The sequence below is a fragment of the Bacteroides sp. BFG-606 genome, from assembly GCF_024788145.1.
Lineage (GTDB): Bacteria > Bacteroidota > Bacteroidia > Bacteroidales > Bacteroidaceae > Bacteroides > Bacteroides vicugnae.
Genome location: NZ_JANUIL010000001.1, coordinates 4,809,099 through 4,821,978, shown reverse-complemented (window position 1 = coordinate 4,821,978; position 12,880 = coordinate 4,809,099). Strand labels below are relative to the sequence as shown.

Here is a 12,880-nt window from a genome sequence, read left to right as displayed (position 1 = left end):
TATTATCCCGGACAGGGTTAAAGATTACAGAAGAAAGAAACGAAAACGGGAACGCTGATGTCAATCAGAATACCGTGCAGGATGGCGATGGGAATCATTTCTTTTCCTGAATATCTGGTGATGGAAGGCAGCAGTACATCCATCGAATTGACTCCTGCTGCTGAAATAGGAGCAAGTTTCCCGAAATACTTCTTGATGATCGGAGTACCAAGAAGTGCCATCATCTCACGGAAAATATTAGTCAGCAGGGCAATGGTTCCCAGTTCCGTAGCCAGTTGCAGTCCGATGGAGGGTTCTTTGAACTGCGTGATAAGGATGGAAGAAAGTGAATAGTAGGCAAATCCACTTCCCACTGCCATACAGTCGAACACGCTCCATTGACGCAATAGCAAACTTGCCAGGGCGGAGAATAACAGCGTACCGATAATCGTTCCCAATGGAATCAGCAACATTTTAGGGTGCAAATGTGAAACAATGGCTTTCAGGTTCTTATTGGAACCGATGCTGATTCCCACTTGTAGCATTAATGCATAAAGTATATACATGGAAACTGTGTGCGTATCGAACTCGAACTTATTGAAAGCTCCCATGATACAGCCTACAAAAAAGAATACTATAACGATCAGACTTCCTTTCATTGTTCACCTCCTTTCCTGAAAAATAATTGTAGTACCAAACGGGCAGCAATCAGACTTCCCAATACACCGGACACAGCAAGAACGATGGCTTGCCATCCGAACTTACCGAGATTGTTCACAATCAGACTATTAGAACCGATAGATACACCGAGAATAAAGAGCAACAGGAATATTGTAAGAGAAATTGTCTTTTCTGTCTTCTGCAGAATACTCCAGTTACGCAATACATAGCCGATGCCGATTCCTAAAAACATGGTAGATATAATAGAGAACATAATTGTATATATTTTGGGTTAGGTTAAACTGATGATTGACAACACACAAAGGAATTTTCAAAGAAGATGTTACATCTACTTGAAAATCAGAAAGGAATACTGCTGTGACTAACAAAACAAGTCAGCAGGTAGTTCCTGTAAAGAAATAGTTGGGAAATTTAGATGAATCCACTGAACCAATGCACATGCACGCAACAGGACTTACAGAAAATTGGTATTCCTGCAAGAAAAAGAGTAGCGTTATGTAATTGTAATGTTTGATTCATCATTGGTCTTTTTTGAATTTGGTGCAAAGATAGTTCTTTATTGCATATTTTCAAAATAAATATGCAATAAATGAAGAGAAAGAGAGAAAGGAATATCCTGAACGAGATAGATGGTTGTAAAAAGTTGGTTATGTGCTCTTTCCCTTATAGATTATCCCAGTTCGTAAGAATCTCTTTTAACTTTTTGGGCCTGTATCCAAGCATTGTCCGGGCTTTATCAATACTCATGCCACTGAAGCGGGGACGGGGAGTGCTTTCATTCATTTCTTCTGTGGTGGCAGGATGGATAAGAGAACGGTCGAGTTTCATATAATCTGCTATCTGATAGGCAATCTCTGCAATGGTCATACATTCATCTCCACAGATGTGGAAGATGCCATTCGTCGTATGTTCTATTAAACGTAGCACTCCATCCGAAACGTCTCCAACATAGGTTGGTGTCCGCCATTGATCGGACACGACACGTATTTCTTGTCCGGCTTTCAAACGGTTCATTACCAGCTGCACAATATTACCGTGTTGTCCCGGCAGTACCTTGCCATAAACAATTTCTACACGGACAATGGCATAGCTGTTGCAAGTTTCTGCCACTCTCTCTTCTCCTTTCCATTTGGTATATCCGTAATAGTTGACCGGAGCAGGGAGATCTTCTTCTGTGTATAACAGTCCGGCAGCTTTGTTTATCTTTCCATCAAAAACAAAGTCAGTAGATAAATGAATGAACCGGCTTTTGTATTCTTCGCATAAATCAGCCAGTTGGCCTACTGCAGTAACATTGGTAAGATAGGCTTCTTCGTGATGCGTTTCGCAATAGTCCGGCACGGACAGGGCGGAGCAATTAATGATTACATCGGGTTGAACCTCTTTGAAGAGACGCTTAACGTCCGCTTCATTCCGTATATCTGTTTCGACGAAACGATAATCCTCCGCGTTATTGGGAAGAATATCCGGATGCAGGGAGCAGCCCGTTACCTTATATTGTTTACAAGCAGACAAATCGTTTAAAATCTGGCGTCCGGTGAATCCGTTGGCACCGATAATTAATATCTTCTTCATTAGGTTCTATATATAGATGTTATAGATTATTTCTACAAAAATAAATAATAATATCAACTGCGCAAATAGATTTCGTACTTCCCTTCTTACTTTGCTCCCGATAACGAAATTTATATGAATTGATAAAAGAAAAGATGTATGGAAAAAGTAATTATGGGAACACGTTTACCCGCTAAGCTTTGGTTGGATGAAGTAGAGGACTCTTGTATGTCGCAGATCATGGATTTGACTTCACTGCCTTTTGCATTTAAACATATTGCCATCATGCCTGATGCCCATGCGGGAAAAGGAATGCCTATTGGTGGTGTGTTGGCTACCAAAGGCGTGATTGTTCCCAATGCTGTGGGAGTGGATATCGGTTGTGGTATGTGTGCGATTAAAACGAATCTAAAAGCGGAAGATTTTAGTTATACGGATTTGACTTCCATTATGTCGAAGATTCGTGCAGTTATTCCTTTGGGATTCGATCATCAGAATAAAAAGCAGGATCAGGAATTGCTTCCGCAAGGATTCGACATTGAAGAGATGCCTGTTTTGAAGAATCAGTACGAGGCTTGTTTGAAGCAGATAGGAACCTTGGGAGGAGGAAATCACTTTATTGAGATTCAGAAAGATACAGAGACATCTGACGTCTGGGTGATGATTCATTCCGGAAGCCGTAACATTGGTTTGAAGGTTGCCAATCACTATAATAAGGTTGCACAGTATTGGAATGAGAAATGGTATTCTGCAATGGTACCGGGACTGGCTTACCTGCCAATGGAGACACAGATGGCAAAGGATTATTTCCGTGAAATGAATTATTGTGTGGCTTTTGCCTTTGCCAACCGTCAGTTGATGATGAACCGTATCTGCGAATCTATCCAGGCGGTGAAACCTGAAACAGACTTTGAACCTATGATTAATATTGCCCATAACTATGCCGCTTGGGAGAATCACTTCGATCAGGATGTGATTGTACACCGAAAAGGTGCTACGCGTGCCTATGAGGGTGAGATTGGTATTATCCCCGGATCTATGGGTACTAAATCCTATATTGTTGAGGGACTGGGTAATCCGGAGAGTTTTAAAAGCTGTTCGCATGGTGCAGGTCGATTAATGGGAAGAAAGGATGCCTGTCGCCGTTTGTCACTGGATGAAGAGAAGGAAAGAATGGATCAGCAAGGTATCATTCACGGACTTCGTTCGCAGAACGAACTGGATGAAGCACCGGGAGCTTATAAAGATATTGCGCAAGTGATAGCGAATGAGCGGGACTTGGTGAAACCGTTGGTAGAGCTGGCTCCAATGGCAGTGATTAAGGGATAATGTCATGCCATGTTTAAAGGAGTATCTAGCGTATGGACATAAAAAAAGGAGCAACGCCTTGCTCCAACCTTTGTTAACCTTAAATCTAATACTATGAAAAACACATTGCAAAGGTACATACTTTTGGCAACTTAGCAAATAATCCAAGAAAAAAAGTATGTTTCATAACATAGATTAAGAATTTGATATTCCAATTCAATTTTTATTAAGACTTTTTGATTGCTTTATCTTCCTCTAATCCCTTTGACATATACTTTCAATTAGGCATCCTGAAATCATTCGGAGAACAACCTGTGATTTTCTTAAATAACCGGCTGAAATACTGTGGATTCTGAAAACCCAGCTCTTGCGTTATCTGATTGATCGTTTTATCAGTATTTACCAACCAATCTTTGGCAATCTCGAAGCGTTTGAATTCGATATACTCTTTAAATGATTTTCCCGTTTCATACTCCAGTAAGTCGTTGAAATATTCAGGAGACAAATGAAGCAGGTTCGCGCAATACTTATGTGAAAGTATATCAACAGGCGATACCTGTTTCGTTTCGAAATGGTTATTTATGATTTTATCGAATTGTTTGATAATCGTTTTATTCGCTTCATTACGTGTAATGAATTGACGTTCGTAGAAACGGACGCAGTAATCCAGCAATAGTTCTATATACTTGGAAACTATCTTCTTGCTATGGCGGTCAATGCAACGCTCGAGTTCCTGGTTTATTTTATCCATAAACTCCAGGATGATTTGCTTCTCGCGCAAAGATATATGTAATGCTTCTTCAGGCAGATAAGAGAAGAAAGTATAGTTATGTATATGAAGTCCGAGCGGAGTGCCACAAATCAGATCGGGATGAAAAGCCAATATCCATCCTTTAGAGGGAAAATTCTTACTGTTTTCCTTCATATTGATAGACTCTCCGGGACTAAGGCAGAGCAAAGTACCATCCGAAAAATCATAATACTGGTGACCATACATATACGCTTCACATTTACACTCACTCAATAGAATCGTATAAAAGTCGAACTTGATGCCCGTATGAGCTGACAAGTCAGCCTTTGAGAGATCAATGACACTTACCAGCGGGTGTAGTGTCTTACTCCCCCAGGCAACAATTGCATTGATGCACGGTTCCTATTTTGAGTACTTTATCTCCCATGATGTTGAGACTCCTGTATCTAAAATACTTCTAGTTTTTTTGTTTATATTCGTTCGGGGTGCAGCCGACATGCTTTTTAAATAACCGGCTGAAGTGCTGTGGATATTGAAATCCCAGTTCATAAGCTACCTGGCTGACAGTTTGAACACCTTCCAGTATTCTTTCTTTGGCCAGTTCGATAATCCGGCACTGGATATATTCCTGTGCAGTTTTTCCGGTTTCTTTCTTTATCAGGTCCCCGAAATAATTAGGAGAGAGGCATGCCTTGTCTGCAAAGTATTTCACGGATGGCAGTCCCTCGGTCATTGCCACCTGATTTTGGAAATATTCGTCCAGTAATTGCTCGAATTTAACGACTATATCTTTATTCGCCTGATTGCGTGTAATGAACTGCCGTTCGTAGAAACGCATACAGTAATCCAGTAGCAGTTCGATATTCCGTACGATAAGTTGCTTACTGTGCTTATCGATAGTATGCTCCAGTTCGAGCCGGATTTTATGTATACAATCGGTTACGATTTCTCTTTCCTGATCTGAAAGATGCAATGCTTCATTGACCTCGTAAGAGAAAAAAGTATAGTTTTTGATATTCTGTCCTAATGAAGTTCCACGGATTAAATCGGGGTGGAATAAAACTCCAATCGACTTGGTACGGGGAGCCGTACGGTTGCGGTTGTCTATTCCGCTCACTTGTCCCGGTGCCATGCAGACAACCGTTCCTTCCTGATAATCGTAATTCTTACGTCCGTATGTGAGATCCCCGCATTTGGCATCTTTCAAGAACAGACAGTAGAATCCGATGTTCATACGGATATACTCAACCGACTTGGTAGCTTTTGAGAAGTCGATTACATTAACTAAAGGGTGCAATGTTTCCAGTCCAAACAACTGGTCATACTGATCGACGGTTTCAATTTTTGTTATTTCATCCATATGCTTTGTTATTAATCTGATACAAAGATAAAACATTTGGAGGTATCTTTTTTATTTCATTCTTCAAATCAGTAATAAGGGTACAAGAATCAGTAATCTGTATACTACATAAACTTGCGGACGGAAAAATAAATGGCAATGATTGCTGGAAGTAAGTCATGGAATTGATATATTTGCTACGGAGAATATAAAAAACAGGTTTTATGAAAGCATTATTCATTGGAGGAACGGGTACTATCAGTACAGATGTAGTTGCATTGGCGCAACAGAGAGGGTGGGAGATTACTCTCCTTAACCGCGGCTCAAAAAAAATGCCGGAAGGAATTCACAGTATCATTGCGGATATTAATGATGAAGAAGCTGTGGCAAAAGCCATCGCACTTGAACATTACGATGTGGTTGCACAATTCATCGGTTATACGGCAGAAGACGTAAAGCGTGATATCCGTCTGTTTCAGAATAAAACGCGGCAATACATCTTTATCAGCAGTGCCTCTGCCTATCAAAAGCCATTGACTGATTATCGCATTACCGAAAGCACCCCTCTGGTCAATCCCTACTGGCAGTATTCCAGAAACAAGATAGAAGCGGAAGAAGTATTGATGTCAGCCTACCGGACAAGTGGCTTTCCGGTGACCATCGTTCGTCCCAGCCATACCTATAACGGAACCAAACCTCCCGTAGCCGTACATGGAGATAAGGGAAACTGGCAGATTCTCAAACGGATTCTTGACGGAAAACCTGTCATTATTCCCGGTGATGGCTCCTCTTTGTGGACACTGACTCACTCCAAAGATTTTGCCAAAGGCTATGTCGGACTGATGGCGAATCCACATGCCATTGGGAACGCTTTTCATATCACTACCGATGAAAGTATGACTTGGAATCAGATTTACCAGACAATCGCCGATGCGTTAGGCAAACCTCTGAACGCATTGCACGTAGCATCCGATTTCCTTGCCAAACATAGCGATCATTATGATTTCAGGGGGGAACTCTTAGGAGATAAAGCAGCTACGGTTGTTTTCGATAATTCGAAGATAAAGCGGCTCGTCCCGGATTTTATATGCCATATCTCCATGGCGGACGGATTGCGGCAAGCTGTACATTATATGCTTTCTCATCCGGAAACTCAAACACCTGACCCGGAATTTGATTCGTGGTGTGACCGTATAGCCAATGCAATCAGTGCGGCAGACAAAGCCTTCTGATTTACCAGATTTTAATAACTACCTGCCACTAATTAATTGCTATTTTTTTAGGCACGGATTACACGGATTAACGCGGTTGTTTTTCAGCAATGGTAACCCTAAAGACCGTGAAATCCGTGTAATCCGTGCCTAATTATTATTTAATAAGGAGCATTTCTTCCTTGCTGCACCTCAATTCGTATTCCGAAATTACCATTAGCAGATTTCAGTTCGAACGCTCCCCGGAAATTATTCCTTTCCCAAGGCATAGCGCTGCGGTTAGGCACCCGCCAGCCATCCTTGTTGTAATCTCCGTAAGTATTGATTCTCATTCCGTTTTTCAGTTTGAAAGATCCCATCTGCATAAACTGTGGAGAAGAAGACAATCCCCAACCATATCCGTATCCCCAACCGGAAAACCCGGAGTAAGAAGGCGAAGAAAAGGAGTCAGTGAATCCTTGAGAATAGGTAATATCCGTGTTTAAACGAAAGAGCTGATTATAATCTTTCGTCATATTAGGCATATCTAAATTAAACTTGGGAAGTTCGGGAGTTGCTACGTTCATTAACCCCATATCCAGCAGAAAACCACCAAACTCTTTGATATTGGTAGATGGAGCACGACGAATACTATCGGAAAGAATTTCCGACTGTGCGGATGCAAAACCGACTGATAATATCAGCGAAAGAAATAGAATCAGTTTTTTCATCTTCGTAAAGGTTGATTTACCACAAAGATAGATAATTTCCACCTGACTATCCGCTTCCGTTATGTTTTCTTAGAAAAAAACTTATCTTTTCAATTTAATCACCGGATAAATGACAGGAGTCGTCTCCCATTTCCTTTTCATCGGGTTGTATGAACGTTCCATGCCTCCATGGAGTTCGATATAATCGTTGAACTTGATTTCAATAATCATGCCATAACCGCTTTGCGGATAGATAGGAGTGAGATACCCCTGCGAAGCATTTCGTTCGCCATTCACAGAATATTCACCGAAAGCCCGTATACGCAGAAAATTATTAATCCGGTAAGCAGCCGAACCGCTAAAACCAAAATCATTTCTGGCGCCATGTTGGAAAGAAGGCATTGTATACTTGGCACTGAACAGCCCACCTGAAAACTCCCATCGTTCATTAGGGGCATACGTATAAATGGCACCTACCTGAATATGCGTCCCCATGGTAGGATACGTATTATGCAAACTATACGTACTTAAATAGCTGTTAGCATTGATCCCGAAAATATCCGACCGATTATAGTCGCGGCTGAAAGGATCGAAAGAAGTACCCAGTCTGGGAGTAGGCCAGGGAGTATCCATAAATTCGGGAGGAGATATATGAAGCGTCATGCTATCCGTTTGAATGGTTGGCTTCCTGTCATTCGGCGTTATATTCATATCGGGTAAGATGAAGCCCTCCTTATCCATATTTAATGGCTGCTTTTGCTCCGGTGGCAGAAGAACCGCACGGCCGATGCTATCCTTTTTCACTTCCACCTGTTGCGCAAATGCGGTACAGGTACAAAGTAAAAACATAAATCCTGTGAACTGTCTTTTATTCATGGCACTTTGCGGTGTTAAAGAGTTTAGTTGACAATCAGTTTATAACCGATTCCCCGTACATTGACAATACGTATCTGTTCATCTTGCGAGAGTTTATGCCGCAATTTGGTAATGAACACATGCAAGCTTCGGGAATTGAAAAAACTGTCATCTCCCCAAAGTTCGAGCAAGACATCCTGCGTGTTGACCACCTGATTCCGGTTTTCGCAAAGCCGTTTCAGGATTTCCGATTCACGATGAGAGAGTTCCTGTCTCGTTCCTGCGTGTAATAAAGTTTGTGCAACAGGATCAAACAGATAACTTCCTATCTCAAAATGATTGGCAACCTTATTCTCTGTGAAGAGAAAAGCCTTTCCCATCAGTGCTTTGATTCGGATAATCAGCTCTTGTATACCGAAAGGTTTTTTCAGGTAATCATTCGCTCCGAGTTCAAAGCCCTCCACCACATCATTGATGGTCGAACGGGCAGTCAGGAATAAGATAGGAGTCTGTTTATCCGTCTGGCGGATGCGACGTACCATTTCAAAGCCATCCATTTTCGGCATCATCACATCAGCTACAAGTATATCCGGATGAAGTTCGAAGAAAAGGCTTAGACCTTCCTCGCCGTCATTCGCCGTATGAATGATAAAATCATTTTCTTCAAGTGTATCTTTGATGATCATGGCGAGCGTCTGTTCGTCTTCTACCAGTAATACGGTAATTTTGTTTTTACTCATGATTTTATGGGTTTATAAAGTAATGGTAAAAGTGCTTCCTTTGTCCGGTTCACTCTTTACGGTGATAGTCCCTCCATGTTTTTCGACCATGCTCTTGACATAGAACAGTCCTAGTCCGTAACCTTTTATATTATGAAGATTGCCCGTCGGGACCCGGTAGAATTTATCAAATATATGCTTTTGTTTATCAAGTGGAATCCCGATTCCCCGGTCGGTAACGCTGATGGTTACTGTTCCCCCTGTCTGTCGGCAGGAAATAGACAATTCGGCTTCCTCTTTCGAGTACTTCACAGCATTATCTATCAAGTTACTGATGATGTTGCTGAAATGCGTACGGTCGGCAACAATAACAAGCGTTTCCGGTTTAATGTCCAATTCGATATGTACAGGCTTGTCCGCTTTTAGCTGGTGCTGCTCCATGAGCGGAGTAATCAGCTCCTTCAGGTTGATTTCCTCCGGATGCAAACGGAACGTTTTGCGACGCTCCATTCCCATGGATAAAATCTGTTCCACCAGCCCGCTAAGCCTTTGCAACTGCTCCTGACTGATGCGTAGATACTGGTCGCGCTTGCTTTTCTCTTCCGCTTGGTTAAAGTTCAGTAATGCGTCATTAGCCGCATAGGCTACGGCAATGGGAGTCTTTAATTCGTGCGTGATATTATTGGTAAAATCACTTTTCATTTCATCCAGTGTTTTCTGTTTCAGGAGCGTCCGGATAAGGAACCAGAAAGAGAATCCGAGAATCAGAAGAATTACAAATGAAGTGACCAGAATACCTGTCATCTGCTTTAATACCAATGAATTGATCGGCTCGAACACCAGTTGGTAGCGTTGGCTATGATGCATATTAAATTCATAGTCATAGCGAATTGCCTTGGGACTGGGAATATAACTGCTATCTCCCGCAATACCTAATGTATCCGTATATACAATGGAAGAATCGGCACTGGTTCCTGTATAAATCAAAAGAGTGTGATGAGGAATAGAAAGATTATGCTCTTTCATCACATGGGTGAGCAAACTGTCATATCGCTGCAGGTTGACATCTATATAAGTGTCCACACCTGAATGAATGCCCTGCTGAATACTCATTAACAACTCCTTTAGCGAATCTTGCTTTTTCAATAATACATCCAGTCCGCTTTCGCTACTTGCAACAGCTTTGGAATCTTCAGAAGCATTGCCAACGGTTTTTACCGTGTCTGTGGTAGTTTCTGTCCGGGAATGTATCGTATCCTGACGGCTACTATCCGTATAAGAAATCGTTTGTTGGGTCACTAATGAATTGCCGTCCGCATCATATCCGGCCGATACCGTTAGCGAACCGTGTTCCACATTATCTTTTTGCAAATCATTAACCCGGAGCACGACCTCGTTGAAGTCACTCGTCCGCATTGCATCTCTGATATTGCTCTCCATTTCCATTTTCATCGACCGGTAAAGCCCTGTCAACCAATAAGCTTGATAAACAAAAATTCCGATTAGCGAGCAGATAACCAGTATGACGATATGTTTTAGCGGTAATTTCATACTGACAAAGATAATAGGAAACTATTCTTATTCTTCTCTTTGATAAGACTAAATAACACTAGATAAGCCAGTGATAACGCAAATATCCATTTTTTCTACCGTATTTTGTCGTATTCTAAAAATAAAGACGAAATGAAACGGATTAATTTACTATTTATGTCTTTTCTTTGCGTGTGGATATCTGCTACAGCACAAATCGGACAACAGTCACAGGAACCTGTCGACAGTATCAGGAATATAGGTTATATGGATAGCTTGTTTCAGGAATTGCCCGAAGTAATGATTACGGGTGAACGCCCGATAGTGAAAGCCGAACAAGGCAAACTTGTGTATGACGTACCGAGGCTGGTAGGTAACCTGCCTGTGGATAATGCCTATGATGTTGTGAAAAATCTTCCGGGTATAGTAAATATGAATAATAGTCTGATGTTGGGAGGCCAGGAAGTTACCGTTGTCATCAACGGAAAAGTTACCACACTGTCCGCCGAGCAATTAGACGCTTTATTAAAATCGATCCCTGTCAGCCGGATCGAGAAGGCGGAAGTGATGTATTCCGCTCCGGCACGCTATCAGGTACGCGGACCGATGATTAACCTGATATTAGCACCCGGCACAGGACAGGCATCTTCCCTTCAAGGAGAACTTTATACAGCTTTGAATCAACATCACTACGAATCTTTGGCAGAACGTGGAAGTCTTCTGTACTCCGGACGTAAATTCTCTGCAGATCTTCTTTACTCTTACTCTTATGATCGCGACCGAAGGATTACGGAGAAAGAAGCACTTCACACGTTGGCCGATGGTTCGGTGCATCAGATGGATATGGATGAAATCATGACTTCCCGTACCAACACTCATCAGATGCGCCTCGGAATCGACTACTCTTTCGCTGAAAATCATCTGTTAAGCTTGGTCTATACAACAGCCTTTACCGATTCCAAGCATTATTCCATAGCTACCGGTGCACAGAATTCCGTTACCGATTCACAGGGAGACAGCCAGCTCCATAATGCAAAATTAGATTATCAAACCCCTTTCGGACTGAAAGCAGGCGTAGCATTTACATCCTATCATTCTCCCGGTAGCGAACTATTACATAGCACGATGGGAGCAGAGACGATGAACTTCCTAAGCCGGGATAAGCAGCAAATCAATCAATGGCGTTTCTATGCCGGACAAGAACATACTTTGGGCAAAGGCTGGGGATTGAATTATGGCATAACCTATACGACCGCTTTAGACCATAGTTATCAAAGGTATTATGACCCGGAAACAGACAACCTGTTACCGGATAATAACATGACCTCCCGCCGTCGCGAGCAAACCCTGAATGTGTATGCCGGACTGAGTAAAAGCTTCGGTGAAAAACTCTCGGCCGATGTTTCTCTGGCAGCGGAGCAGTATCATACAAATATCTGGAATGAATGGAGCCTGTACCCGGTAGCTAATCTAACTTATATACCCGCTGCCGGACATGTCCTCCAGCTCTCATTGAGTAGTGACAAGGAATATCCTGAATACTGGAGCGTACAGAATGCAATCTCTTACATGGGAGCATATTCTGAAATTCAAGGAAATCCTTATCTCAAACCTGCCACGAATTATGAAACCAGCCTTAATTATATATTAAAAGGCAAGTATGTTTTTACCGCCTTTTATAGCTATACAAAAGACAATCAAATGCAAACCCTCTACCAATCACCGGAACGCTTGGTAGAGATTTACAAATTCTTCAATTTTGATTTTTCATCACAGGCCGGATTGGTAATGATAGTTCCCTTTAAGGTGAAAAAATGGCTGGACTCCCGTTTCACCGCTATCGGTTTTCGTTATCGCCAGAAAGATAGTGATTTCTGGGATATCCCGTTTGACCGCAAACTATATACATTCGTCTTGACGATGAACAACACATTCACCCTTTCCACCAAGCCCGACTTAAAGTTTACCTTGACCGGATTTTATCAAAATAAAGCCATACAGGGAATTTTCGATCTTCCCCGTTCGGGAAATCTGGATGCAGCGCTTCGTTACACCTTTGCAAAAGGAAAAGCACAATTGACGTTGAAGTGTGACGACCTGTTCAATACCTCCACCATTTCGACACAAGTCCGTTACGGATTGCAGAATGTGAAAAACCACTATATGCGGACCACCCGTACATTCGGCATTTCGTTTAACTATAAATTCGGAGGGTACAAAGAGAAGAAGCGGGAAGAGGTCGATACTTCCCGCTTTAAATAAGT

12 protein-coding genes are annotated in these 12,880 nt (G+C 42.0%); 3 read left to right on the top strand and 9 right to left on the bottom strand.

The genetic code is table 11. The features are described from left to right. Nucleotides 1–17: 17 nt before the first annotated feature. The 3 genes from NXV01_RS18345 to NXV01_RS18335 all read right to left on the bottom strand — a co-directional run bounded on the left by NXV01_RS18345 (nt 18) and on the right by NXV01_RS18335 (nt 2,235). On the bottom strand, nt 18–638 hold the full coding sequence (locus NXV01_RS18345) for a lysine exporter LysO family protein (RefSeq protein ID WP_148366921.1): 621 nt from the start codon (nt 636–638) through the stop codon (nt 18–20). Then, entirely contained in the window at nt 635–913 is a 279-nt protein-coding gene (locus NXV01_RS18340) for a LysO family transporter (RefSeq protein ID WP_004303461.1), read from the bottom strand. Before NXV01_RS18340 ends, NXV01_RS18345 begins: the two co-directional genes overlap by 4 nt. Before the next feature lie 410 nt (nt 914–1,323). Further along, on the bottom strand, nt 1,324–2,235 hold the full coding sequence (locus NXV01_RS18335) for an SDR family oxidoreductase (RefSeq protein WP_259023042.1): 912 nt from the start codon (nt 2,233–2,235) through the stop codon (nt 1,324–1,326). Between the two features lie 138 nt (nt 2,236–2,373). Here NXV01_RS18335 and NXV01_RS18330 point away from each other — a divergent pair, with 138 nt between their 5' ends. Further along, a complete protein-coding gene (locus NXV01_RS18330; RefSeq protein WP_259023041.1) occupies nt 2,374–3,543 on the top strand; it encodes an RtcB family protein in 1,170 nt (389 codons plus the stop codon). 256 nt (nt 3,544–3,799) lie between these two features. Here NXV01_RS18330 and NXV01_RS18325 read toward each other — a convergent pair whose 3' ends face one another. Both NXV01_RS18325 and NXV01_RS18320 read right to left on the bottom strand, forming a co-directional pair. Next, nucleotides 3,800–4,591, bottom strand: coding sequence for a helix-turn-helix domain-containing protein (locus tag NXV01_RS18325; protein WP_409012937.1), 792 nt, complete (start codon nt 4,589–4,591; stop codon nt 3,800–3,802). 139 nt (nt 4,592–4,730) lie between these two features. Then, nucleotides 4,731–5,633, bottom strand: coding sequence for an AraC family transcriptional regulator (locus NXV01_RS18320; protein ID WP_004295775.1), 903 nt, complete (start codon nt 5,631–5,633; stop codon nt 4,731–4,733). A gap of 203 nt (nt 5,634–5,836) precedes the next feature. Between NXV01_RS18320 and NXV01_RS18315 the strand changes: the two genes are divergently transcribed. Continuing rightward, entirely contained in the window at nt 5,837–6,844 is a 1,008-nt protein-coding gene (locus NXV01_RS18315; RefSeq protein ID WP_004295777.1) for an SDR family oxidoreductase, read from the top strand. A 140-nt stretch (nt 6,845–6,984) separates the two neighbouring features. Here the strand turns inward: NXV01_RS18315 and NXV01_RS18310 are convergent, their stop codons facing one another. From NXV01_RS18310 to NXV01_RS18295, 4 genes are all read right to left on the bottom strand, one after another. Next, nucleotides 6,985–7,533 (bottom strand): occludin, encoded by a 549-nt coding sequence (locus NXV01_RS18310; RefSeq protein WP_259023040.1) that lies wholly within the window; start codon nt 7,531–7,533, stop codon nt 6,985–6,987. A gap of 81 nt (nt 7,534–7,614) precedes the next feature. Then, complete coding sequence (locus NXV01_RS18305; protein WP_259023039.1) at nt 7,615–8,388, bottom strand: hypothetical protein; 774 nt, start codon at nt 8,386–8,388, stop codon at nt 7,615–7,617. 23 nt (nt 8,389–8,411) lie between these two features. After that, nucleotides 8,412–9,107 carry a response regulator transcription factor gene (locus NXV01_RS18300; RefSeq protein WP_217723252.1) on the bottom strand — a complete coding sequence of 232 codons (696 nt, stop codon included), beginning with the start codon at nt 9,105–9,107 and terminating at the stop codon, nt 8,412–8,414. 12 nt (nt 9,108–9,119) lie between these two features. After that, on the bottom strand, nt 9,120–10,637 hold the full coding sequence (locus NXV01_RS18295) for a sensor histidine kinase KdpD (RefSeq protein WP_259023038.1): 1,518 nt from the start codon (nt 10,635–10,637) through the stop codon (nt 9,120–9,122). Nucleotides 10,638–10,769: 132 nt separating this feature from the next. Between NXV01_RS18295 and NXV01_RS18290 the strand changes: the two genes are divergently transcribed. Next, the gene (locus NXV01_RS18290; protein ID WP_259023037.1) at nt 10,770–12,878 is read left to right on the top strand and encodes an outer membrane beta-barrel family protein; all 2,109 of its coding nucleotides are present in this window, start codon (nt 10,770–10,772) and stop codon (nt 12,876–12,878) included. The last annotated feature ends 2 nt before the right edge of the window (nt 12,879–12,880 follow it).

Coding starts and splice junctions, on each gene's coding strand:
- NXV01_RS18345 (WP_148366921.1), bottom strand. CDS start 638: ATGAAAGGAAGTCTGATCGTTATAGTATTCTTTTTTGTAGGCTGTATC.
- NXV01_RS18340 (WP_004303461.1), bottom strand. CDS start 913: ATGTTCTCTATTATATCTACCATGTTTTTAGGAATCGGCATCGGCTAT.
- NXV01_RS18335 (WP_259023042.1), bottom strand. CDS start 2,235: ATGAAGAAGATATTAATTATCGGTGCCAACGGATTCACCGGACGCCAG.
- NXV01_RS18330 (WP_259023041.1), top strand. CDS start 2,374: ATGGAAAAAGTAATTATGGGAACACGTTTACCCGCTAAGCTTTGGTTG.
- NXV01_RS18320 (WP_004295775.1), bottom strand. CDS start 5,633: ATGGATGAAATAACAAAAATTGAAACCGTCGATCAGTATGACCAGTTG.
- NXV01_RS18315 (WP_004295777.1), top strand. CDS start 5,837: ATGAAAGCATTATTCATTGGAGGAACGGGTACTATCAGTACAGATGTA.
- NXV01_RS18310 (WP_259023040.1), bottom strand. CDS start 7,533: ATGAAAAAACTGATTCTATTTCTTTCGCTGATATTATCAGTCGGTTTT.
- NXV01_RS18305 (WP_259023039.1), bottom strand. CDS start 8,388: ATGAATAAAAGACAGTTCACAGGATTTATGTTTTTACTTTGTACCTGT.
- NXV01_RS18300 (WP_217723252.1), bottom strand. CDS start 9,107: ATGAGTAAAAACAAAATTACCGTATTACTGGTAGAAGACGAACAGACG.
- NXV01_RS18295 (WP_259023038.1), bottom strand. CDS start 10,637: ATGAAATTACCGCTAAAACATATCGTCATACTGGTTATCTGCTCGCTA.
- NXV01_RS18290 (WP_259023037.1), top strand. CDS start 10,770: ATGAAACGGATTAATTTACTATTTATGTCTTTTCTTTGCGTGTGGATA.